Source organism: Methanosarcina sp. (genome assembly GCF_049706645.1).
Lineage (GTDB): Archaea > Halobacteriota > Methanosarcinia > Methanosarcinales > Methanosarcinaceae > Methanosarcina.
The window spans coordinates 42,606-66,810 of record NZ_JBNAKP010000016.1 but is presented as its reverse complement, the minus strand read 5'-3'; the positions used below and the strand labels follow the sequence as shown (position 1 = coordinate 66,810).

The 24,205-nt window shown below is 39.7% G+C and carries 22 protein-coding genes and 1 tRNA gene; 15 read left to right on the top strand and 8 right to left on the bottom strand.

The annotated features are described in order from the left end of the window. Position 1 precedes the first annotated feature (1 nt). On the bottom strand, positions 2–1,006 hold the full coding sequence (locus ACPK8D_RS07440; RefSeq protein WP_424717216.1) for a PHP domain-containing protein: 1,005 nt from the start codon (positions 1,004–1,006) through the stop codon (positions 2–4). 268 nt (positions 1,007–1,274) lie between these two features. Between ACPK8D_RS07440 and ACPK8D_RS07435 the strand changes: the two genes are divergently transcribed. After that, positions 1,275–1,772, top strand: coding sequence for a hypothetical protein (locus ACPK8D_RS07435; protein ID WP_424717215.1), 498 nt, complete (start codon positions 1,275–1,277; stop codon positions 1,770–1,772). 48 nt (positions 1,773–1,820) lie between these two features. Here ACPK8D_RS07435 and ACPK8D_RS07430 read toward each other — a convergent pair whose 3' ends face one another. Beyond that, positions 1,821–2,012, bottom strand: coding sequence for a hypothetical protein (locus tag ACPK8D_RS07430; RefSeq protein ID WP_424717214.1), 192 nt, complete (start codon positions 2,010–2,012; stop codon positions 1,821–1,823). A gap of 95 nt (positions 2,013–2,107) precedes the next feature. On the opposite strand from ACPK8D_RS07430, the gene ACPK8D_RS07425 reads away from it, so the two are divergent. The 3 genes from ACPK8D_RS07425 to ACPK8D_RS07415 all read left to right on the top strand — a co-directional run bounded on the left by ACPK8D_RS07425 (position 2,108) and on the right by ACPK8D_RS07415 (position 4,603). Continuing rightward, positions 2,108–2,566 carry a hypothetical protein gene (locus ACPK8D_RS07425; RefSeq protein WP_424717213.1) on the top strand — a complete coding sequence of 153 codons (459 nt, stop codon included), beginning with the start codon at positions 2,108–2,110 and terminating at the stop codon, positions 2,564–2,566. A gap of 207 nt (positions 2,567–2,773) precedes the next feature. Continuing rightward, entirely contained in the window at positions 2,774–4,138 is a 1,365-nt protein-coding gene (locus tag ACPK8D_RS07420; RefSeq protein ID WP_424717212.1) for an NAD-dependent succinate-semialdehyde dehydrogenase, read from the top strand. 84 nt (positions 4,139–4,222) lie between these two features. Then, positions 4,223–4,603 (top strand): hypothetical protein, encoded by a 381-nt coding sequence (locus tag ACPK8D_RS07415; RefSeq protein WP_424717211.1) that lies wholly within the window; start codon positions 4,223–4,225, stop codon positions 4,601–4,603. Between the two features lie 192 nt (positions 4,604–4,795). On the opposite strand, the gene ACPK8D_RS07410 is transcribed toward ACPK8D_RS07415, so the two are convergent. Further along, entirely contained in the window at positions 4,796–5,380 is a 585-nt protein-coding gene (locus tag ACPK8D_RS07410; protein WP_424717210.1) for a restriction endonuclease, read from the bottom strand. Positions 5,381–6,819: 1,439 nt separating this feature from the next. Between ACPK8D_RS07410 and ACPK8D_RS07405 the strand changes: the two genes are divergently transcribed. The 10 genes from ACPK8D_RS07405 (at position 6,820) to ACPK8D_RS07360 (ending at position 16,493) form a co-directional block, all read left to right on the top strand. Next, positions 6,820–7,380, top strand: coding sequence for a TetR/AcrR family transcriptional regulator (locus ACPK8D_RS07405; protein WP_424717209.1), 561 nt, complete (start codon positions 6,820–6,822; stop codon positions 7,378–7,380). Positions 7,381–7,448: 68 nt separating this feature from the next. Next, entirely contained in the window at positions 7,449–7,910 is a 462-nt protein-coding gene (locus tag ACPK8D_RS07400; RefSeq protein WP_424717208.1) for a hypothetical protein, read from the top strand. Between the two features lie 375 nt (positions 7,911–8,285). Then, positions 8,286–9,404 (top strand): hypothetical protein, encoded by a 1,119-nt coding sequence (locus ACPK8D_RS07395; RefSeq protein ID WP_424717207.1) that lies wholly within the window; start codon positions 8,286–8,288, stop codon positions 9,402–9,404. 396 nt (positions 9,405–9,800) lie between these two features. Beyond that, positions 9,801–9,965: a hypothetical protein gene (locus tag ACPK8D_RS07390; RefSeq protein ID WP_424717206.1), complete on the top strand. Its 165-nt coding sequence runs from the start codon at positions 9,801–9,803 to the stop codon at positions 9,963–9,965. A 213-nt stretch (positions 9,966–10,178) separates the two neighbouring features. Next, positions 10,179–10,394, top strand: coding sequence for a hypothetical protein (locus ACPK8D_RS07385; protein WP_424717205.1), 216 nt, complete (start codon positions 10,179–10,181; stop codon positions 10,392–10,394). A gap of 9 nt (positions 10,395–10,403) precedes the next feature. Then, a complete protein-coding gene (locus ACPK8D_RS07380; RefSeq protein ID WP_424717204.1) occupies positions 10,404–11,003 on the top strand; it encodes a hypothetical protein in 600 nt (199 codons plus the stop codon). Positions 11,004–11,008: 5 nt separating this feature from the next. Beyond that, complete coding sequence (locus ACPK8D_RS07375) at positions 11,009–11,245, top strand: hypothetical protein (protein ID WP_424717203.1); 237 nt, start codon at positions 11,009–11,011, stop codon at positions 11,243–11,245. Continuing rightward, positions 11,236–12,999 (top strand): DUF2326 domain-containing protein, encoded by a 1,764-nt coding sequence (locus ACPK8D_RS07370; RefSeq protein ID WP_424717202.1) that lies wholly within the window; start codon positions 11,236–11,238, stop codon positions 12,997–12,999. The genes ACPK8D_RS07375 and ACPK8D_RS07370 overlap by 10 nt, the downstream gene beginning before the upstream one ends. Positions 13,000–13,161: 162 nt before the next feature. Continuing rightward, positions 13,162–14,463, top strand: coding sequence for a DNA double-strand break repair nuclease NurA (locus ACPK8D_RS07365; protein WP_424717201.1), 1,302 nt, complete (start codon positions 13,162–13,164; stop codon positions 14,461–14,463). A gap of 260 nt (positions 14,464–14,723) precedes the next feature. Further along, positions 14,724–16,493: an ATP-binding protein gene (locus ACPK8D_RS07360; protein WP_424717245.1), complete on the top strand. Its 1,770-nt coding sequence runs from the start codon at positions 14,724–14,726 to the stop codon at positions 16,491–16,493. Positions 16,494–16,912: 419 nt separating this feature from the next. Here ACPK8D_RS07360 and ACPK8D_RS07355 read toward each other — a convergent pair whose 3' ends face one another. The 5 genes from ACPK8D_RS07355 to ACPK8D_RS07335 all read right to left on the bottom strand — a co-directional run bounded on the left by ACPK8D_RS07355 (position 16,913) and on the right by ACPK8D_RS07335 (position 23,041). Further along, entirely contained in the window at positions 16,913–19,078 is a 2,166-nt protein-coding gene (locus ACPK8D_RS07355; protein ID WP_424717200.1) for a S8 family serine peptidase, read from the bottom strand. 1,349 nt (positions 19,079–20,427) lie between these two features. Then, positions 20,428–20,502: transfer RNA gene (locus ACPK8D_RS07350), tRNA-Pro, on the bottom strand. A gap of 153 nt (positions 20,503–20,655) precedes the next feature. Then, the gene (locus tag ACPK8D_RS07345; protein ID WP_424717244.1) at positions 20,656–21,207 is read right to left on the bottom strand and encodes a UbiX family flavin prenyltransferase; all 552 of its coding nucleotides are present in this window, start codon (positions 21,205–21,207) and stop codon (positions 20,656–20,658) included. A gap of 93 nt (positions 21,208–21,300) precedes the next feature. Continuing rightward, positions 21,301–21,702, bottom strand: a complete 402-nt coding sequence (locus ACPK8D_RS07340; RefSeq protein WP_424717199.1) for a hypothetical protein — start codon at positions 21,700–21,702, stop codon at positions 21,301–21,303. Between the two features lie 142 nt (positions 21,703–21,844). Then, positions 21,845–23,041, bottom strand: a complete 1,197-nt coding sequence (locus ACPK8D_RS07335; RefSeq protein WP_424717198.1) for an HD domain-containing protein — start codon at positions 23,039–23,041, stop codon at positions 21,845–21,847. Positions 23,042–23,154: 113 nt separating this feature from the next. Between ACPK8D_RS07335 and cofD the strand changes: the two genes are divergently transcribed. After that, positions 23,155–24,087 carry a 2-phospho-L-lactate transferase gene (cofD, locus tag ACPK8D_RS07330; RefSeq protein WP_424717243.1) on the top strand — a complete coding sequence of 311 codons (933 nt, stop codon included), beginning with the start codon at positions 23,155–23,157 and terminating at the stop codon, positions 24,085–24,087. Positions 24,088–24,205: the final 118 nt, after the last annotated feature.

The window sequence follows — 24,205 nt, the reverse complement described above, 5'->3', positions numbered from 1 at the left end:
TTTATTTTTGTTTTTCAATTTCGATTTGCTTTTCAATCTCCTTTACGAAACTTTTCTCCGAATGCAAGTAGAACGAGGCAGGAAGCCCTGTGTTTGAAATCATGTAGAGCAGGCTCATGGTTGTCCTGTTGAGCCCCGGGAAACAGCTCAATAGTGCACTTCTGGAAATCCTGACCATTGCATCCAGGGATTTTATTCCGGTAAGGTAGCTTTTTATATCGCTGCTTTTCTGGCTTTTTTCAAAAATCAGGTCTATCCAGATATTCATCTCATCGATCAGGAGTTTCCTGGTAAGGTCTTCGGGTACGATGTAATTTCTCCCCTTTTCTATATTTCCGAAAAACTCTTTGAAATCATCGCCTTTTGCGAGGGTATACACCTTCCCGAGTCTCCCTGAATGAGTGTCGGTTGTCGCGGCAATACCTTTGCCAAATTTCTCAGCCAGGGCAATAGTAAGTTCGTTTTTCTGCTTGAGTTCGTTCATGTTGTACTCCAGCACAGGGAAAAGTTTTGCTAGCCTGGGTACTGCAGACGGATTCGGTTCACGGTGAAACTCGAACCAGAAAGGATGGTTGTATATAAAAGGAAGTTTATGCCGCTTGAGGTATTTGATAAAGCTTTTCAGGTCGTGTTCGATTTCCGCAATTTCCCTGAGTTCAAAAAAATCCTCCCTGTCAAGCTCGAAAACGTTAATATGCAGGGCATGTCCTGCAAATTCCGGGTCATAGACACTCATTTCAACCCCAGGAACAAGCTTTTCACGGTCCAATCCGAGAATCTGATATGCTTCTACGGTATCATGGTCCGTAAATGTAATATAATCCATTCCGAGCTTAAGGGCTTTCTCATAAAGGCTCTCTGGATGCAGATCTCTAACAGGAAGTACGTCAAAGGAACAGGTGGTATGAACATGCAGGTCTGCTCGCTTCCAGCCCTCTTCCATAAGCTCAGCTGCTCGTTCCGGAGTTATCAGCTTCTCCTCATAGTTTCTCGGCCTTCTCCCCATAGGCGTAAAATCCGGTAACTTTAATTTTACTTTGATTATTTTTATTAAGTCTTAAATTTCTCCCCAATATAGTATATCCTTTTTTTAGATTAAGGTTTTCCGGATGAATCCATGTCAGGATTCAGGTCTGCCGGTTCCCTAACAAAAAGCTGTTAAAACTCTTTTTCATCTTTCGGCAGCCTGTAAACTTTTCTCCCGGTGCATACCATCACATTTATAAATATACTGAAATATTCCGATATTTTCACAAAAATATTAGTGGTTAACTATGGGTCTATTGAGAAAGGTAAGAACGGTTATCGAGATAATCTTTGAAAACGAATCCGAACAGAAAGGAGACGATTTTGAAAAGTATGTTGTAGATCTTTTCGATGAAAAGTATTTTTCTATCGTGCAGTGGACTACCGATATGGCAAGGAAACACACGCGGTTTGTCGAATCCGACTGCGGGCCGGATCTTGTCCTCCGGCACAGGCCCACAAACGAGATTTTTTGCGTTGAATGCAAGTTCAGGTCGAATCTCTATAAGGATCATCTCCACTGGTCCGCACCAAGGCAGCTTGGGCGCTACAGGATTTTTGCAAAAGACAATGAGATCCCGTTCTACGTTGTCATAGGGCTCGGCGGTAAGGCCAGGAAGCCGAAAAGAATGTTCTGCATCCCGCTTGAAGAAACAGGATCTCCTGCACTTCCCTCCGGCCTCTTTGAGAAATTTGAGAGGAGTTCAAAAAAGAAATTCTTCTGGAAAAACGGAGTGTTAAAATAAATTTTTGTTTTTTATTCATCCTCTATCAATCATATTCATTAAATATTCTCATTTTTTTCTGCCAAATATTCTAATTTTTCCTGCCAAGTTTTCTAACCTTTTTCCGGCCAGATCTTTTAATTTTTTTTCTGCAACATTTTCTAATCTCTTCTGTAAATTCCTATATGTTTTCCTGTTATCTGGAAGGCGGCAGAAGCGAAAAATAGCTCCTGGAAAAACAAAAGATACGATAATTACCAATAGTTTTTAAAGTAATAAAACATAATATATTTTTATTTAGTGTTTGGGGGCTTATTACGGGATTAGTTGATAAACTTAAAAGGGCAGTTGACGTATTGAAAGAAGATGAATCCATAGAAAAAGGAAACGACTTCGAAAAATATGTTGTGAATCTTTTTGACGACAAATACTTCTCGATCGTGCAGTGGAGCACGGATATTACACGAAAACATGACAGGTTTGTGGAATCGGATGCCGTCCCGGATTTTATTGTCCGTTATATTCCGAAAGACGAGATTTTTTGCGTTGAATGTAAATTCAGATCCGGCTTATTTGAGGGTAAACTTCAGTGGTCCGACCCTCAGCAGTTAAGGCGTTATAAGGATTTTGTCCGGGAAAGGAGGCTTCCCTTCTTCGTTGTTATAGGATGCGGCTTGAAACCGGGCTCTCCGGAAAGGCTGTTCTGTATACCCCTTGGAGAAGCAAAATACCCTGCACTTTTTCCAAGTGTATTTGAAAAGTTCGAAAGAAATGCTGGCAAGCCGTTCTTCTGGAAAAACGGAGTGTTGAAGTAAAATCTGTAAAGGACTACAGGACTAAGTGTACGGGATTTACGTGTTAAAGGATAAAATCAAGTATATTCATCTTCTCCCGAAACCAGATATCTGTATTTAAATTCAAAATTTAAGTTCGAGACATTTTTCCTATTCAGATTTTATTTCTCCTTAATTTATAATATTGGGAATATCAATACTAATAGGGACTCTGTTTCGGGGGAGAGTATGAAAATTAAATCCATTAATCCTTATACTGAAGAAGTAAACTGGACATACGATTTATTTTCTATCGGGAAATGTAGAGCTCGAATCGAAAAATCCAGGATTCCTTTTTCCGGATGGAGTTCATTGCCTGCTGAGGAACGGGGGGAATATTTTAGTAATGTCGCAGAGGTTCTCAGGCAGAATACCAGTGTTTATGCCGAAATTATTACGAAGGAAATGGGAAAACCTATCAGGCAGTCGAGAAACGAAGTTCAGAAATGCGCCCGGCTCTGTGACTATTATGCGGAAAACACGGCAGGATTATTGAAAGATGAAGTTGTGGATACCGGCGTTAAGAAAAGTTATGTGACTTTTGAGCCCCTGGGAGTGATTTTCGGGATTATGCCCTGGAATTTCCCGTTCTGGCAGGTCTTCAGGTTTGCAGTGCCCGCAATGTGTGCAGGAAATGTATGCGTAATCAAGCATGCTTCGAATGTGCCGGGGTCGGCGCTGGAGATTGAAAAAATCTTTCTTGAGGCCGGGCTTCAGGAAAATGTTTTCACTACCCTGTTAATTGACTCGAAAACTGCCATGCAGATTATCAAAGAAGAGCTGGTGAATGGGATTTCGCTTACCGGCAGTATAGGTGCAGGTACGGAAATCGGGAAACTTGCAGGGAGAGGCATCAAGCCTTCAGTACTCGAACTCGGCGGCTCGGACCCTTTTATAGTGCTTGAAGATGCCGACCTTGAGAGAGCTGCACAGGCAGCCGTAAAGTCCCGCTTTCTGAATGCCGGACAGAGCTGTATCGCTGCCAAGAGGCTCATCGCCGTAGAGGACGTTGTTGTGGATTTTATCAAGGCATTTGAACTCAGAGTGCAGGAACTGAAAATCGGGGATCCTATGGATGAGGAAACCGATATTGGGCCTCTTGCAAAAAAGGAATTTGTCGATAGGCTTGAAAAAATCCTGAAAGACGCGAAAAAGAAAGGCGCAGAACCCCATACTTACGGAGAAAAGCCTGAAAAAGGTTTTTTCTTCAGGCCGACCCTTATCCCTGCAGCCAGTACCGAGATGGAAGTATGCAGTACTGAGGTTTTCGGGCCTATTGCCCCGGTAATTACTGTAAAGGACGAGAACGAGGCCGTAGAAGTTGCAAACTCCATTCAGTATGGGCTCGGAGCCAAGCTCTGGTCTCAAGACCTGGATAGGGTCGAAAGGCTGGCAAAAAGAATAAAATCCGGATCCGTATTTATCAACGGAATGGTCAAATCCGATCCGAGGCTGCCTTTTGGCGGGGTAAAGAAATCCGGAGTAGGGCGGGAACTTTCCCTCTACGGGCTCAGGGAATTTGTGAATATAAAGACTGTCGTTGTTAATAGATAAAGAGGGGTTTTAACGTATATATTGTGCTTTAAGGTCTATATTGCTATACTATAATCATACATTCAATAGTTTAAGGGGGGAAATGTGTTGTCTGAATTAACCGAGCAGGATGTAATGTCCAGATTAATTAAGCTGGAACAGAAAATGAACGATCTGGATAGGAGTGCAGATGCTCTGATAGATGAATTGGAGAGCCTGGAAGCGGTAGCCAGAGAATTAAAGCTGACAGGTTCCGTCGAGAAATTCGATGAATTTATCGAAGAGGTAGGGCAAATTAAAGAAGATTTAAGCTGCAAGTTGTCGGATGAAATCGAAAATGAGCAGATGAGGGAACTGGTAGAGGCAAGGATGAAAACCGTACCAGCGGATATCGAAACTCTAAGAAATGATTATAATTCTGCCCGCGATAAACTGGCAGAGGTAAGAGACGAAATAAGAAAAAGTAGATCGAGTAAGTCGGATTAAGTGTCACTTAAGCGGTTGAAGTATTTTTTATGCGAAGGCAAATTTCTTAACTTGTATCAGGGGATTGAGAGAACGAATAGAAGACCTGAGAAAACAATAGATTTGATGAGTGACCGACCAAGCCGGAAGGATGACCAGATAAGCCAGCTTAATGAAGTCACACAAAAACAGGCTGTTTATGATTTTCAGAGCTTAATTCAGGAGAGTATTGATCAGCTTTTCAAGTTCATTTCTATCAATTAAATCAATAAAGTTCGCCTCAGCTAATTGTCTGGCGGAACTGGTGAAGTAACTATTTGTAACTACTATACCCTCGGTGCATTTGTAAAAGCCTTTTGCAGCTACAACTTCCTGTACTGCACTGTTTGAAACCTTACCCGAGTATCGTTTGACCTGAACAGCAGTCCTTGTCTTTTCTTTTGATGTTAAAATAAGATCTGCACCCTGATCACCTGATAATGGAGTGTGATAAACTGAATATCCTAACTGTTCATAAACGTGTTTCATAAATTCTTCAAATCTGTATCCATCCATTTCATCGATTTCGGCTAATGTGCTTAATGCGGGTTTTGATGGATAGTTTCTAGGCAGCTGTTTTATTAACCTATACAGTAAGCGCATCGAGAAACTAAAAAGTAGCCAGATTGATTTCAGTGAGTAAATTGAAAAACTAAACAGTAGCTTAATTGTTTTTAAGAAAAAGTATAACACAATCTTAAATATTCCAGTAACAAAGCGATGTTGTTTTCTTCGTTTTCCTATTTTTCTCTTTTTCATCAATGTACTTCCTTCTGTTTTTAAGAGTCTACTGACAAGTCCGTAATGATATTAAAAAATCACAACAGGTCTATAATCTCAGAATATTCTTTCCGGTTTTGCATATTCCATATTGTAAAAATTACAGTAGATTCCCACTGATTCCCACTTTTGGGTAGGCTCTAAATAGCCGGGCGACTTTCTGTTTTCATGAAATTCTCGAACTTCATGCAAATTTCGGCCATCATTTCCCTTTGCTTATGTATGATATTTGCATGGTGTAATACCGCAAATACCTCTCTAGCGAAAGGCAATTCAAATTTAAGGGCAACTTACCAATTAAAAGAACAACTTAATATAAATATAATGTCGTTAGAAATGATGATTTTCAATGCTAAACTCAATTGTTCTGTAGCGAGTAAGAACTGAAAACCTGAAAAGACAGATCGACCTGATGAGTGGCCAAATAAGCCGGAAGGATGATCAGATTTCAGAACTAGAAAAATAGCAACATTTCAGGTCAAAACGTTACTGTCATAGTAAGGTACTGCACGAGCCAGAAAGTGGACTTTTTGATATATTTCGGAATCTTCTTCTCATCCCATACGTCTTCCATCAGCGATGAATTAGATTGACGGCTTTCTCGCATGGGGTATCCTGTATTACTGCCTGTATACGAATTGTCTTTTCTGGGATTATGTTTTTATAGTACATTGTACTATTTTTTAGTATGTTCCTGACTGATTTAATTGGTGTGTCTTGGACTGAGTTCTTCATTTTGCTTATTATCGCTGCTATTTTTACTGTTGTTTGTTGGATTGCTATGCGTAAGTTGATTGAGTGATAAGGAATTTTAATTTGTAACTCCAATTTTACAGAAGCATACAATTCCAAGGTATAAATGGGTTTTATGCTTCTGTTTTCTCCATACAATTCAAAGTTCCATTATTTGCTATAAATTCAAAGTCATATTTTTGTGTACTATGGGAAAAACTGATCTCCCAACATGGCATTTTCTACTCAATAAATTCTTGAAATTATGATTTTTCAGAAAAATCGGCACACTGTCGCACTTGCCGGAATAATCATAACTTTTCTCAAAACTCAAAATTACTTCTCTGAATCTGAGATTCCGGATAATCAATCGATATTTACTAATTTGAGTGTAAATTGGTTTTGGAACGGGCTCATTCTTAAAATGGCTTTAAGTTTCACAGCTGTAGTAATCCAATCTAATGCATAGCTTACCGGAATATCCTATGCATCAGAGTAATCAGTAAAATATAAATAATATGTAGACCAGTCATTATAATTACAAAATAATTCAGTCATGTCTGTGAGTTACTGATCAATTCCGAAAAATAGAGCACATTCCCATGTTTGAAAAAAATGGAAAGATATTCTTGTGCTACGTTTTTCAATAACTCACGCCCATTACCAATAATTCTATGGGATCTAAGATGAATACATGTGAAAAAATCCTTACTACGGCTGCTTTTTTATTCCAAAAAAACGGTTATCATGCTACCGGGTTAAATGAAATCATTAAAGAAAGTGCAACGCCAAAAGGATCATTGTATTATCATTTTCCAAATGGAAAAGAGGAATTAGCGGCAGCTACTATAAAATTGATGGGAGACACAATCCAGCACCATATAGAAGAAGAATTAGCAAAGAATAGCGATCCGGTTCAAGCCATCCAGGAGTTTATTCTGGATATAGCACGGAAATTCAATGAAAAAGATCCGGAGAATTGTTTTTCTATCAGTTTGCTGGCCTTAGAGACGGTCCCGATAAGTGATTCTTTACGAAAAACCTGTATTGAAGTCTATGATCTGTGGACGGATATATATTATCAGAAATTGGTTAGTAGTGGATTTTCATCAGAAAGGGCGACAGAACTAAGCTTAATTCTTCAATTAATGATCGAAGGTGCGATAACGATATCTTTGATTCGTAATGATACTACCATGCTGATAGCAACTGCTGGAAAAATTCCGATTTTATTAAAAGATAAGTAACTTAAGCTTTCATAATTTTTATCCAGTGATATATAAGCCGGTCTATCTAATTCCCGAGGCTGAAATATATGACAACTCATATCGAGATCAATGGAATCGTTGTACAGATATATGAATCCGTATGTGACTATGCATCTCGAAACGCGAGCTTTTCTGACTACGCAGGTGAGAAAGTGGACGTGTCATATTTTTCAAATAAGGACGGGGAGTCGAAGCTTCCAAAAGTGTTTGTTCGACCGATATTACTATACAAGGACTTGAATTTTTCAATCGGAAAACAGATATTTGATGATGTAGAGTTTCCCGAGACAATAGAAATAGATGGTTTAGAATATGCACTGGTAAATTTCGGTGAGAATGAAATCAGCTACCTGAAAGCCGATGACATGGACAAACCTGTATATACTCTTATATACAAAACTGCACAGGTTACGAATGAAGTGTATCTATATCGCTATCCTTTAGACACCGAGATCTTCGAAACAGAGGAAGCAGCGCAGGCAAAGGCCGACAAGCTGAATAACACATGAAGCAATATAACGATAAGTCATTTTCATCTCGTGTCAGGTTAAACAGCAAAACGTCAAAAATGTTATTTTTATGCTAAAAGCATATGAATTCTTTGAGTAACAGGCATAAGAAGTGGAAGTACTCTGCCTTACCTATTTTGACTATCTTTACCTATTTTGACTACATATCTTTTTTGTGTATGCTTTTAGTTATGCTTTTCTAAACTAAATAATTCCAGTACATTTCTGAACATGTTAGAATAACTCAATCCCTTCCCTGAAAACCTAATCGAGAGCCAGAAAAAAATCCTGTTCAAACATTATAGTCCAACATGCTAACATTTAAAATCATAAAATTACTATAAAATGTAATGGAAAAATAAGGAGGAATGAGAAGTGAAAATAATTCAGAGGACAGCAATTGCGTTGAGTCTTTCCCTGGCAATTCTTTTTTTAATTGTAGGAACAGCCACCGCGGATTGTGTCAGTCCTGGGCCCCCGGCGATAGATACCGGGTTAAAGCATGTACCATATAATATTAATGGCGTTTTTACAACCGTGTCAGGTATCACCTACGACTCCGCATCCGGCGGATTTGCTGCAAACAATTATGGAAAAATTTACACTGTCACTCAGTATGACCGGCTGTTTAAGATCGTGGAGGATAACTCCTGCTCTCCTTTGTTCTTTGCCATTGACGATAAATGCGGTACGCATTTCTTCAGCCATATAAAGAATGGGAATGCCACATTGTTCCGAAGCGGTATCATCGAGTCGGACGATGTTTTTTCAACGGGCATTATCTCCAGTTCAGATGGGGTTGTCACGGTCAAGACGGCTCTCGCAGTTCGTAACGGAACGACAGTTCCTGATGACAGAACTGCGAGCCCCAATCTCACTGGCAATTGGACAACTGGCCAGAATAGTGTTTACCAGATAAACAGCCAGGAAGGAAACGTGTTTTCCGGTAAAATTACCGCACATGGGAAAACAACATTCACACCGTTTGCCGGATACATCGACGAGGTCGATGATGATGGTACAGCCGATATTGTTATGTTCTGTGTGAAAGGCAACTTTATCTTAGGCGATGTCAACTTAAGCACGCATAATATAACCATTCCCTATGTTCTCTATGCTGATGGTAGAGTTTCATCCTCACCCCACGAGGCTGAGTGGCCGGGAACTAATATGTCGTACAACGTTACCCAGAAATACGCCACCGTTCTGAATAGTGACGGGATTACCGAAGATACCTCGGAACAGGCCCAGTTGCTGTTGGTTTCTACTGGGAGTACAGGCCGGTATAATCTGACTTCTGCTTCCGACAACATCACAATCACAGGCATTGCCCAGGAAGATAATTCATTTATCGAGTATTCTCCAGATACGGGACTCATCTGCGGTTTCGTTAAAGGAAATACAAAATATGATTTCCGGGGAGGACCTGACTCAGCAGAAGCCTCGGTCCATAATTTGAAGCAGAAGGAAAGAGAAGAATCAGGGGAACTTTAGATTAAACACCAAATTTGAAAAATTAAATTTAAGAAATTCCCTTTTTCAAGGGAATTTTTTTAGATTTAACTCTTAAAGCCAGAAGAAAAAATTGTTCAAGAACGAAATGTATATGAAATTCTTCGAATAACAGGCACAAAGAAGTGAAAGTACTCTACTTTACTCTTTTTTGACTATTGATTTTCTCATTACCTTGGGCAGTAATGTTGTCTTGATTTTGGTTTTTCAAAACGTCGCTAAACTAATCAGTGAATTGCCATCCACGGCTTAAATGTGATTAGGAGGAGAAAATGAAAAAGGTGCATGAAGAACCAGTTTTGTTCCGTACTTTCATGCTAAACTCAATTGTTCTGTAGTGAGTAAGAATTGAAGGCCTGAAAAAAAGAGGTCGACCTGATGAGCCACCAGATCAGCCAGTTAAGAGAAGTAACACAAAAACAAGCTGTACATGTTCAGAGCTTGATAAAAGAAAATAGTAAATTGAATATGAAGCTTTTACCAGAGTTTTATGTAAATAATAAACCATGTGAAGTTTTGGTGATACCAAACGAGTTCTTTTGAGTTTTTAAATGACCACTTTAAAGTTTATAAATAATTGATTTATGATCTGAATCGAATTGATTTCTATTGTATGCGGGATTCTCGTACTAAAAAGCAATACTTATATAATAAAAAAACATTTTCCAATATAATTAGGAGTACTCGGGCAAATATCTTTTTATTTTTATATAATTAACGATTAAATAACAAAACTGCAATTCAGGAGTGCTTACCATGCTCGATTGGATTTATAATAATAGAGAATGGCTCTTCGATGGAGCAGGCATTTTGATTATATCATTCTTTCTAAAAAAGATACTATTTAAAGAAAGTGAGCAATCATCGGGCACGGAACGCATCAAACAAATTCAAAAATCAGGTAAAAATTCCACTAATATACAATCTGGTCATGATATGACAATCAACTTATCTAGAGAAAATAAGCGATGAACGATAAAAATGTTTAATGGTAGACAACAGAATGGTGGAAACGACTCTACTTATAACCAAGCAGAGAACATCCATATTAATAATTACGGCTTATCGTCAGATCCGCTTATAGATAACGATATTGGTATTCTCAATGAGATATTTGACTACATATTTGGACGGTTGGAAGAGACTTATACCCAGACGGTAAATGACCGCGGCGATCTCACAGATCTTAAAAAAAAGATCGAGTTGAATTTTAGTAGTGAAGAACGCATAACAATTATAGAAACTTTCTATCGTAATTGGCCACGAAAAGATTTGGTTGAGGAGTTTATTGCTAGAGAAGCCGAAATAAATCAACCGAAAGTAGATGCTTTAATCGATATGGTTCAATCAGACTTTATGAGATTAAAACATACTGGATACCCTAGAACGAAAGTTGAAAGTAATGAAGTGATTCAAGAATTGGCTATTAATTATTTACCAAGAGGTAAAAGAAGAAATCCGGAATATGTAGCCAATGCCAAAGCGATAATATTATATTTATTTGAAGTATGTTACTTCGGAAAAGTAACTGATGAACAACAAAAAAATCTCGAAGATTATTTCGGTATCTCCAATCGGTGATATTAGTGCTGATCCCTGCTAATTATGAGAAGCTCGAAAAAAATCTCCTTGTTATAGGTGCAGATGTGATAGCGCTATTAAAAAAGGACACATATAACATTGAGGATTTATTTATTAAAATGAAGGATAAAAAATCAATAGGTTTAGAGCAATACTACGATGTTCTTACTTTTCTATGGTTAGCTGAAATAATCGAACTGTATGGATATCATATAAGGCTGAAAAGAGCACCATGTACTTAAAAAAATTATACTGCGAACCAAATGGATTATTTGAAGAAATTGAATTTATAGATGGCATTAACTTTGTTTATGGAAAAAAAGATCAAGATAGCGATTCTAAGGAATCTTTAAATGGTATCGGAAAATCTTTACTTTTAGATTTAATAGACTTTTGTTTGTTGTCTTCTTATAATAAAAATAATCGAAGACTCCATAAAGCCAATCCTTTAATGAGAGACTATAATATCGTTTTAGATTTTGAGATTGAGGGAAAAATATACACAGTAAAAAGGAACGTTATTACTCCAACTAAAATAGAATTCGGTTCCGAAGGTTTTTTTGAAACGTATCAGCTGCGTGAACTTCAAAAAGTACTATGTGATTTGATTTTTGCGAATAATAATTATCCCGGGAAATATGAAAATAAATGGTTCCGCAAACTAATTTCATTTTTTATAAAAATCGAGCGTTATAAAAGTAAAAAATTTGCAGATCCGATACAATATATTGAAGAGACAAGCTTAACTGAGTTATATCAATATCATTTTTATTTAATGGGAATCGATAACGTTCTTATACATAAAAATTACATCGTCCAAGACAGCCTTAAAAAGAAAGAAGCTGTTATAAAAGCCCTAAAGCAGTTACTTGAAGGATATGGTACACAGAATATTTCTGAAGCAAATCATAAGATTGAAACTTATAAAAAGGAAATTAAGGATCTAGAAGTAGTAATATCTAAATTTAAGCTTCAAAAACAATATGAAGATGTTGAAACACAGGCTAATAATTTAACTAAAGAAATTAAGGAGTTAAGTCTACTTAACTTTTCGGATAGAAAAAAATTAAAAGCATATGAAGAAAGCTCCAAGTTGAATATTAACGTCAGTTCGATAAAGGTTTCCAATCTGTATCGAGAGTTTGACAAATGTTTAGGCCAAAATATTAAGAAAACATTAGATGAAGCCATTGCATTTAGAAAAAAACTTTCCGAATCTAGAAAGGAATTTCTTTCCGATGAAATAAAGAATCTTAAATCAAATATCGAAAAAAGAGAAAAACAAATTTCTGAACTGGATAGCGAGAGGGCAAAATTATTCACGTTTTTATCAAATCAAAATGCAATAAGCGACTTATCAGAAGCTTATTTATTAATAAGCAAAAAAAGAGAATCTTTGAATGAATTAGAAGGAAAAATTGAAGTTTATAATGATATAAATAATCAAAAATTAGGTTTAAAAATCGAAGATTCTAACTTATCTAAAGAAATTTTCACTTTTTTAGCTGAAATAAAGTCTCAAATTTCCGATTTAAGTAAAACGTTTCTTTGGATACACGACTCCATATACAATGGCCGAAGCGATAAGTCTAATTTGTCAATAGAGTTCAAAGACAATACTGATGCAAAAATGGAAATACTGGTCAATGTTCCTGCTGTATGTTCCGAAGGTAATACTCGAGGCAGGACTTTATTGTATGATCTTACAATATTACTTCATGCAATAGACAAAGATATAAAATGTCCTAGATTTTTAATTCACGATGGGATTTTTAATGGTATGGACAAGGCACACTTCGTTGAAACGTGTAAGTTTTTGGAGCAAGTTAAATTAAATAAAAGGTTCCAATATATTGTTACTTTGAATGAAGAGGGAACAATTGACAGTAAATTTGGGGATACGGATCAGACTACTATGCAAACAATTTTAAACAATGCGGTATGTGTGCTCACTCCTTCTCATAAATTGTTTGGAACGACTTATGATGATTCTTAATTGAGCAAAACACACTCGCATCTTTTTTCATAGCAGCTTTGTATGGATGTCTTAGTAAATTGGTTACCTTCATTCTATAATTTGTGGGTTTTCAGTAAAGTATCTGTATTTTCTCTCTTTCCACTCAACAAATATATAAACTCATTAAAGTATCTTTTATCCATGACCCTTGAGCCCGTGCATATGCGTAAGATATCGGAGCTTGCAAAAAGGATTGATGCTACTTATGATCCCGATGAACAAAAGACAGCTGCAGATATCTATAAATTGCTTAAAGAGTTGACAGTGGAGGGAAAAGTTATTCTTCAAGCAATAGATCGGCTCTATAGGGGTGTGGTCAGAACCGAACTTATGGCTCAATGCGAGGATCCGTATCCTTTAACCTATGCCTGCGATAGTGGAAGTACAAATCCAATGACTTACGATAATGGAGTCTTCGTAGATTTTTGCCACTGCGCACTTGCGGCAACTCCTACTAACTTAGAACTGCATAGACACAGAACAATTGTTTGCTCAACATACTCCTCTAGCTTTAAAACGGCAATGCCTACAACCAATGGATGGGAGAGTTTTGATGATGGTTGGGGTCGTGCCAAGCTAATTAAAATAGAGCCTGATGAGTTAGAGAAACGTGTTCCAGATTTAGTCCACAGTCTCTGTATATACTTAGTAGAGTCTGAACATATTCTTTTTATGTTAGAGAAAATTGATCCATCTGGTTTCTTTATAATGGACGGTCCACTTTATCCAAAACAACTCATGTACTGGATGGTAATTTCAAATAAAGAAGTAAAAATTAAACAGAATAAATATGCACAGGTTATTCTTCAAAATTATATTAACATTATGGATTACTTCTTAGAGAAAAAAACTCCTGTAATCGGTTTTGTAAAAAATCCTGTTGATGTACAGATAATGAATGCGTTAAAGATAAAAAAAGTTCCTTTTGATCTTCCTTGGATCTTAGACTCTCAATTTTTTAAAAATGTTCTTAAATATCCTCAAACTTTATCTTCTAAAGGATCAAGTTTTAAAAGTAAACTCACATCTCTATCAGCAAATGGATATATTTCATACACAAATTGGTTCCATCAACCAAAAAAATTTTATGAAAATCTTCTGAATTCAACTTCTCCTTTTGCTGTAGAAAGTTCATTTCGTCATAAATTTCCACCTGAAGATTATGCAATATGCTTTTTTATGGTTTACGAGCCGTCAAAAAAGTCTGTTTTCAAAATAGAAGCGCCATATGGGCTTATTAAAGATGAAAAAATTAGACAAAGCATCCAAAAAAAAGTCCTTTTTGATATTTCCATAAACCGGTCTCCATTAACTCTCACTAAAGCAGATTCTATCGCCAAAATAAGAAAAATTGAAAAAAAAGAAATTGATACTCAGTTTGTAAATATGAATCCAGATCTCAATTTTAACGACTCCAGATGGGACTCTAGGTACGAAACATAATAAGTTCAAGCAATTGTCAAAATGATTATTATAAATCTAAAGTAATTCAAGGGGCTATCAATTTGAAAAAGTATGAAGATATTGACATCACGACTTTCATCCCTGAAGCGAAAAAGAAACAGGATAATCCTGATTCAAAGGGAAGTAGTAAAATTGATTCGGAGTATAGCATTAATATCTCGAGTTTTTCTTCAGAAATTCAAGACATCTGTTGTCCTGCTCAGATAGATGCCCCGGCCGAATATACTACAAATCAAGAAATCCCTTCTTTAGAAGACCTTGATGAACTTCCCTTTAAACTTTTCGATGATCACGATACAGGGATTTCCAGCATTTCCTCATCTATATACGAGGCTTTTGGAATTGTCACCACAGGAATAGAACCTCTAGAAATAACTCCCACTGGAGCCGTAATTACCGGTTACATCAAATCTGCCAGAAGGAGCGAGATAAGGCTCGGAACCTACGTTTTTGTGCCCTATGAGGATGGAGAAAAACTCTTTGCCAAAGTTGGAAAGCTCCAGTACAGGCAGGAGTTTGTAACTGATGACGCAACTGAAATCCATTCAATGCGTACCCTTAGTGCCCGCGCAAATCCCATAAACGAAGCAGATTATAAGTTCCTTACCTGTCTTGATCCCCTTTGCATTCTTTACCTGAAAACAGATGGAGTACTCTCGAGAAGGATGGCAGACCGGATTCCTCGCCCTAACACTCCGATCCTTCCGATTACGGACAGGTTTGAGGTTCAGATAGGGCTCAATATTCCTGAAAAGGGAATCTTTCTCGGCCATCTCAGTGTTGGGGGTGAACTTTTAAAAACCCATTCTGAACCCGAAACAGTTGCATATTATCTTAGAAATGACTACTTAATGGGTGATCCTCTTGTTTTCAGGCATATGCTCATTTGTGGGAGTACGGGAACAGGAAAGACTTTTCTCTCAAAGAACATCCTCCGCCAGTTCATGAATGAAAATAATAGGTATAAACTCCGGAATTCTTCTGATCAATCAACAAAGAACCCGAACCCCTGCCTGGTAATTATGGATCCTCAGGACGAGTATTCCCAGCTTTTCGAGGACAACGAAACCTTAAGTGAGGACGATAAATTCCGGCTCGAATCCGAAAAAGTAGCCTATGGTGGAGTGGAACATACAAAAACTTTTGTGGCGAAAGTTGCAGGGCAGAAATATCCGGGGGATAAGTCAAGGGCTGACCAATCCGAGTTTACTATTCCTTTCTCTTTTGTAAAGGAGAATTACTGGTTAATTGCGGCAGCTGGAATGACCGAACTCCAGTACATAGGGCTTGAAGTGCTTCTTGAAGATTTCTTCAAGTCAAGAGTGCATGGCACTTACCTCGATTTCATTAACCATATTAACAATGAAGGTACACGCTCCCATTACATTGACAGCGGGAAAATTCATGAGTCTTCTTATGATGGAATTGTAAGGAAGGTAAAGAGTTCCTCATTTTCAAAAGTATTTGATCAGGATGCACTTCCAGTTACTGACATCTTGGGTAAAATCTTCAAGCCAGGGCAGATTTCGGTTTTCCCTACAGAATACATTAGCGACACTAGAATCCGCGACCTTATAGTGCTCACAATTATGAGCCTGATTGTGGACAATAAGTTGAGTACTACAGGTAAAAAAGCTATTAAAGAAACTCCTATCATCCTGGCCCTGGATGAGGCCCATCGCTACCTCTCCAAGGCAAACGGGGAACACTCCCGCCTTATTATCTCCCGTTTTGCAGATGCAGCCCGCCAGGGAAGAAAAGAAGCACTGGGGCTCTTTTTAATCACCCAGGACCCCCAGGATATTGATGATACGGTTTTCAAACAGGTAAATACAAAACTGATCCTTAATCTCAACAATGATGCAGCTATTACATCTCTTAAAGTTCCTAAAGAATACGAACGTAGAATTCCCTATCTTAAAAAAGGACAGATGATAATCCATTCCCCGGACAACAGTGATATCGTGGAGATAGTCGGGCTTTCAAATTGCGTGGTCAGGCACCGCTGATATCTTTCAGGCATGAAGCTTAGACCGGCTTCTTGAGAATCCGTTTGCCTGAGGGTACTTCGGTTGATTTGCATCGCGGTGAAATTAATACGGAAAAATATGGAAGCTGAGAACGTAAAGTGGAAAATATGGTCAGGTCTCTGCCGGGTAAAATGCGGAAAACCAGTTTAATCTTTGCCTGGATAAACCCGTGTAATTTGTGTTTCATCAACTGGGGGAATTGCCTTTCATCCAGATCAGAATTCTTTAATCCGTGTCAGGATTCCACGTAATTCCCCCATCAGCCGGGATTCGGGAAAAAATCCTTTTCTCTTCTAAACCCTTACCTTTCTTCTAAATCTTTACTTCCTTCTGAATCCGTACTTCTCTTCTACTTCTTCAGCTCCGGAATTTCCTTTTTGTTTTTCACTTTAAGGCATTTATTTTTTGGATACTGTAATACATCCGGGCACGTTTTTGGTATCACTGCCTGCAGGACACTTTACCGTCAGGCTGACAGCATATCTTCCGGCTTTAGTGTATGTGTGTTTCGGATTCTGCTGGGTTGAGTATGTCCCGTCTCCAAAAGTCCATCTCCAGGAAGTAGGTGAACCTGTACTCCTGTCCGTAAACTGCACTTTCAACGGGGCCTTTCCTGAGGTCGCGGATGCGGAAAAATCTGCAGTCGGAACTTTCACTGTGACACTTATATAGTCGGATTTTGTTGCCGTACTGCTTCCAACTGCATTCTCTACTGTTAACCCTACCGTGTATTTTCCTGCGGTCGAATAGGTGTGTGTTGGATTCTTGTCGGTTGAAGTGCTACCATCCCCAAAGTCCCATAACCAGGAAGCAGGCGCACCCGTACTCATATCACTGAAACTTACTTTAAGGGGCGCATTTCCGGAAGCAGGTTTTGCAGAGAAATCAGCAACAGGAATTGGCAGTTCAAGAACAGTTATTTCGGCAAGCTTCGAACTCATACCATTTTCATTAATTGCGGTGAGATTGACGGTGTAAGTTCCGGGAGTTGTGTACACATAAATCGGATTCCCGTCTGTAGAGTCAACAATTCCGTCGTTTTCGAAATCCCAGTTCCTTCCGGTTGCAGCTTCCGAAAGATCCGTAAACTGGACCGCAAGAGGAGCATACCCCTCCGTTATATTGCTCCCAAAGTCAGCTACAGGCAGAACTGGGTCTGTACTGCCGAACACTGCTTGATATGCATTGATCCGGCCTGAACCGTAATCGCTATCCTTCCCTGTCGGTCCGAGATCGACAGCCGTATTTTGTAAAATTTGTTTTATCTCCCACGGTTTCATAGACGGGTTATTTTCCAGCATTAGGGCCACAGTGCCTGAAACATGCGGCGTTGCCATAGAGGTTCCGGACCAGTCCTCATATAGACCGCCCGGAAGGGTTGAAGTTACATCTACTCCTGGCGCAGAAACATCGGGTTTAATGTAAGTCTGCCCGTCAAGAATAACAGGCCCGCGGCTGCTAAAATAGGCTATTGTATCGGAGGTATCTGTCGCACCGACAGTGGTCGAGTTTTTCTCGTCACCCGGACACAGGATTGTATAAGACTCAGGTCCTGAATTGCCAGCCGCTATGACAGGAATTACACCTGCTGCCACAACATTATTTATTGTAGTGGTAAATGTCCAGTCATGTGATCCTCCAGCACTGAAACTTATAATACGGGCATTGTTATTGACTGCCCACTCAAAGGCAAGCATACAGTCGGATAAATACCCGGAACCGTATGCATCAAGTACCTTTGCTCCGATTAGCTTTGTTCCCGGTGCAACTCCGGTCCGAATCCCGTTAGCACCGGTTCCCGAAATGGTTCCGGCTACATGAGTACCGTGCCCATGGTCGTCATATGGGGAAGAATTCGAATTTACATAGTCAATCCAGCCGATAACTTTTGGGTCGACTGTATCAGCGTTGTCATCAAGATCGTCAAGATCGGGATGTTGTGCATCAATTCCTGTGTCCACGACAGCAACGATTATTCCGTTTCCATTCACACCTTGCTGCCATACTGAAGGCGCTTCGATTTTATCAACTCCCCACGCATTTACAGAGGCCGCATTCTGCGTGGCAGCCGATACTTTTACTTTTGTGGAGGAAGATTCCGGCTGTTCGACTAAAGAAACAACCTGATCAAGTTCGATCTTCCAGACATCGGATCTCTCGGCAAGAGAAGCTAAAACCTCAGGTGTTGCTCGGGCTGCAACGGCATTGACGATTTTAATAGATTTTATCTTCTCTACTTTGTTGTTTGATTTCTCACTCTCGAGGAACTTTATCAGAGCTTTCTGACCACTCGCGATTTGAGATTTCCCGTCAGCAGTATTAAACTTGTTCTGTTGATCCGGTAATACTATAATTACTGGAATTTTTTCAGCCTCTGAACTTTCAGCAATCTTTGAGGACAAAACGGTTGAGATTTTTGCTGTCCCAGTAATACTGGCTGTCGAGCTTACATCTTCAGCCGAAGCCGAAAGTGAAAATAATGATATTAGCAGAACTGATGTAAATATAATGCATACTAGTTCAGGAATCGTTTTTTGCAAAAGTATACAGGTTTCTTTTTGCACCTATTCACACTCCTTTTCAAAGTTATTCCTGTTTTGGTCAAAACAAGACTTTTATAACCGACTCTATGCGTCAGGCTCCTGTGATTAAACTATAACAGCACCGAACTGTCAGATAATGGCGTTTCACAAATGGCCTGAAGATGCTTGCTTTTTTTACAAATTATTAACATCTATGAAGATAACAATCCTGATCCGGAGTTGATTCAAAAACTCAAAACTACTTCTCTAGATCACGTTTTGTAAGTAACTAATCGAGCTTCTGGATTCTGGATTCCAATCTTTCATTTCACATCCGATTGAATTCCAAACATTACAACTTTTAAACATCCATATAATTTGTATGACCAAAGTCTCTAACAATTAACATCTCAATCGACTTTTTGAAAATCGGGGATAAATTAAGCATGTGCTAATTTTTGATAGTGCGCCCATATTGTGATAGTCCCGGGCTGTAAGCCAGGACTGTCGCAGAGTTTTTGCTACCAAGTTTCCAAATGCGAGCCAGAAATGCAGCTGTAAATTCTGCCCACATTTTGCCTGAAAAGTTTTCGTAAGGCCATACTCGCAGCTATAAGCCCGAATTTGATCCCTGTGCATTTTAAAACTCTAAAATATTAATACCGATAAAGAGGAATTAATTACAATATACCTGTAAATCTCAGAAATAGAAAGAAAAAAGAGAGAACGGCTATAACGTATATTGGAGCAGGTTCAAAAAGAAATGTGCAATAGAAAGGTTTTTTAGCTGGATAAAGTATGCAAGAAAGTATTTCTAAGATATGAATTCAAAGAAATATCATACTTTGAGCTTGTAATGTAAATAGTGATACTGAAATTAAATAAAGTTTTAAGGAACAAGCAGGAGTAGTGACTTTTTTAGGCGAATACAGAATACTCTATTACCTTCTATAACCCTGGTTTTGTCCTAAAACGAAACTTATACTATTCTTATACTATTCTCTATATAGTAAAAATCTATAATCTTTTCCGCACCTCGGCCTTACTTCCCGGACAGGCGAAGAAATCCATGCACGTAACTTTTTTCCTTTTTATCTTCTTTAATCTGGTTATCTACTTTTAGACACCGTGAAATCTCCAGAAGCGGTCAGGGTGCTGCTGCCTTAGCATTTTCTACCGTCAGGGTAACGGTGTATTTTCCTGCATGGCTGTGTGTGTTCAGGATCTTTGACTGTTGAGTATGTCCCCTCTCCGAAAGCCCAGAAAAGAGGAGATAAGCAGAAAAAATGGTAGAACGAGATGAGAAAATATGTAGAAAATATGTAGGAAATATGTAGAAAAATACAGGAAAGTGCGGAAAAATTCAGAAAAATATAGAAAAAATATCTAAATGGGATAGCGCGGATTTGAACCGCGGTCCAAGCGTCCCAAACGCTCGAGGATGGACCAAGCTACCCTACTATCCCAGGGGGTACCTCCTCTCAAAGGAGATTATCCTTTATATAGCTTTCGTTAGAACATGGGCCTGTCATGCTTCTCTGAAAAATTCTTTTTCGAAAATCGAAACTTCTTCTGCCTGATCGGTTCGGATTTCCTGATTTCTCTTGGGATTGTTTTCTTCATTTCCAGCGGTGATAAATTTCGTTTTCTATCCCGAGCAGGTCAAGGGCTCTTCCGACCATCGTATCTATGAGGTCTTCGAGAGTTCTGGGTCGTGAATAAAAGCCCGGACAGGCTGGAAGGATGCTTGCCCCTGCTCTTTTAGCCCGAAGCATGTTTTCGATATGTATAAGGTTGAGCGGGGTTTCCCGGGTCATTAAAATGAGTTTTCTCTCCTCTTTGAGGCAGACGTCTGCAGCTCTAGTAAGAAGGGTGTCGGATACCCCGTTTGCCACGGCTGCAAGAGTTTTCATACTGCAGGGAGCGATAACCATTCCCGCTGTCCTGTAAGAGCCGCTGGCTATTGGCGCTGAGAAGTCTTTCTGGGCATAGCTCCAGGTTGCAAGTTTCTCCACTGCTTCGAGGGTGTAATCAGTTTCGATCCTTATTATCTGGCTTGCGGCATCCGTCAAAACCAGATGAGTTTTAATTCCTTTTTCCGCCAGTACTTCAAGAAGGCGAATTCCGTACTGGACTCCTGAGGCTCCGCTGATCCCTACCGTTATCTCCATTTTATCCCTGCCGTTAATATCTGCAATTGTTTCCATTATTCAATTCTCGACCTTTACTTCCATTACTCGTTTCTTTACCATTATTTCCGTTATTCATTTTTCGGCCGTTATCTCAGTCTTTATATTGCCCTGCGGTTCGTCTTCTTTTTCATAAAAGGCAATGAAGCTTTCCACCATTTCCCCTGCGGCTGAGACTATGTCCCTTATTTCCTCGGGGCTGATATTATCCTGGTGTATTCCGACAACAAATACCGAGGTTTTCCTAGTGGCCCTGCTCACCTGCTTTGCCCCTTTGAGGGCAAGATATTCCTCCCGATGCCCGGGCATTGTTATCACCGATGAACTAGCTCTCTGGCTTTTTTCATCAAAAAGTCCTACGGCAACAGCTCCCACATGTTTCTCTCCACCTGTAAGGGTCAGCAGGTAATCTTCTCCAAGCTTTCTTGCGTCAAGTAATATTTCGATTTTCCCCACTTTGCGTTTAATCTGAAACAAATTCCTACCTCGGCCCTTCAAACTTTTCAGGTTTTCTTTTCAAGCCTTATCCGCTCTATAAGCGGCATCAGACCTGTTAAGTTCAGACCTTATATTAAGGAATCCCCTTTTTCCTTTAAATTTCCATTTCCTTTTGTCCGCTTCAGAGATCACTGAGTTTAAACTGTTTTACGGATTTTTTAACATCAAAATAGTCTCTGGCGGCCTTTCCTACGGCTTCACAGTGCTCTTTCAGGCTATATACCCCCATTCTCCAGTTATCCATATGGGCTTCCTGAAGGATGGATACGAAATGGGAAGCCTCGTTAAGAGGGATCATTTTGTGGTCGGTCTTTATCATGGCCCGCATTTCGAGCATTTCAGGCGTCTTTGGAATGTCCACAAGCACGTATTCGGGGTCAACCCCGGCCAGTTCTGAAATTTCTTTTTCCGCCCTTCGGATCCGGTCACGGTGCCTGAGTACGGCTTTTCCTGTATCCTCCAGGCCCACGTATAATGCCCTCTTATAGAGCTTACGGGCATCCAGGAGCCGTGAAAGTTCTCCTGCATACCCGGTTGCATTTCGCATGGCTGCAACAAGGTCTATATCATCCATCTGCCTGAGCCTGAGCGGGTCAAGCTCATTATTTTCGATCATGTATTCCACTGCTCTGGAACACATAGCTTCCGAGATTCTGGTTACATGATGATAGTAAACCGATGTGTTCATCCAGAAGCGTGAGACAAGAAGGGATTCGGCAGCTTTCAAACCACCATATTCTACAACGAGCCTATCCTCGTAAAAATTCATCTGATTTATCAGGCGATTATAATCCACGACCCCGAAAGCCACACCTGTGTAATGGGCGTCCCGAACAAGATAGTCCATCCGGTCCACATCAATCTCGCTGCTAAGGATCTGCCCCAGGGAAGTCTCTCCTTTTATGTGTTTTACAACCTTTCCGGGAGAAATTCCGTATTTACTCAGGACTTCTTTTATCTCCCCTTTCTCCAGGATTCCTTTTACATCATCGTGCCTGCGCCGCGTGTATTTGTCAATAACGTTCTCGGTAACATGAGAAAAGGGTCCATGCCCTACATCATGCAGGAGGGTAGCAGCTTTTATCTCGGTTTTCCTGTCCTCTTCAATCGAGTCGAGATTCCTGGTCAGCGCGGAGGCAAGGTGCATTGCTCCAAGCGAGTGCTCAAAACGCGTATGATTCGCTCCCGGGTAGACAAGGTTTGAGAAACCAAGTTGTCTTACCCTCCTGAGGCGCTGCATCTGGGGTGTGGAAAGAAGATCCTGAGCTAAATCATCCAGTTCGATATAACCGTGTACGGGATCAAGGACAACCTTCATTATTCTTTAGACAGATTTCATTATATATTGTTGTTACTATTACTCTGGTACTGAGGTTTTGCAGAAATACCCGCTACCCGAAAGTTTAAATGAAAGCCGGAAAAGGTACTATCATGATTATATTTTCAGGCGGCACCGGAACTCCAAAGCTCCTTGACGGACTCAAGGAAATCCTCCCCGCGGAGGAACTGACCGTTGTTGTAAATACTGCCGAAGACCTCTGGGTTTCGGGAAATATGATTTGTCCTGACCTGGATACGGTGCTCTATCTGTTTTCAGACCAGATCGACCGAAAAAGATGGTGGGGCATAAAAGAAGATACCTTTCTGACCTATGAGCGTATGCAGGAACTTGGCGTCACGGAATGCATGAAACTTGGGGATCGGGATAGGGCAACCCATATTATCCGCTCGAATTTTCTCAGACGCGGAATCTCCCTTACAGACGCGACCTTAGAGCTTGCATCTATTTTCGGAATTAACGCAAAAATTTTGCCCATGTCTGACGATCCGGTTTCCACTTATATAGAAACTTTTGAAGGAACGATGCATTTTCAGGACTTCTGGATCGGGAAACATGGAGAACCCGAAGTACTGGGAGTTGACATAAGGGGAGTTTCCGAAGCTTCAATTTCTCCCAAAGTGCTCGAAGCCCTGGAGAATGACGACAATATCCTTATAGGGCCAAGTAACCCGATCACGAGTATAGGTCCGATTATCTCTCTGCCAGGCATGAAAGACCTGCTGCAAAAGAAAAAGATCGTGGCAGTCAGCCCGATCATTGGCAATGCCCCTGTCAGCGGGCCTGCCGGGAAACTGATGCAGGCGTCGGGGCTTGAAGTCTCTTCAATGGGAGTTGCGGAGTATTATCAGGACTTCCTGGATGTCTTTGTTTTCGATGAGCGGGATCAGGCAGACGAATTCGCGTTTGAGAGACTTGGATGCCGTGCCATCCGCGCAGACACCATAATGACCTCAACTGAAAAGAGCAAGGAACTGGCAGAGATCGTAGTAGGGCTCTTCGATACTATTGTCTGTCCTTATTAATTTCTTATTTTATCTTTTCTCATTATTTTCTCATTATTTTCTCATTATTTTTCATCACTCTTCTTTGCTCACTTTTTAATGCCGATTTTTTCTTATTTATATTTCTCCGCATATTCTC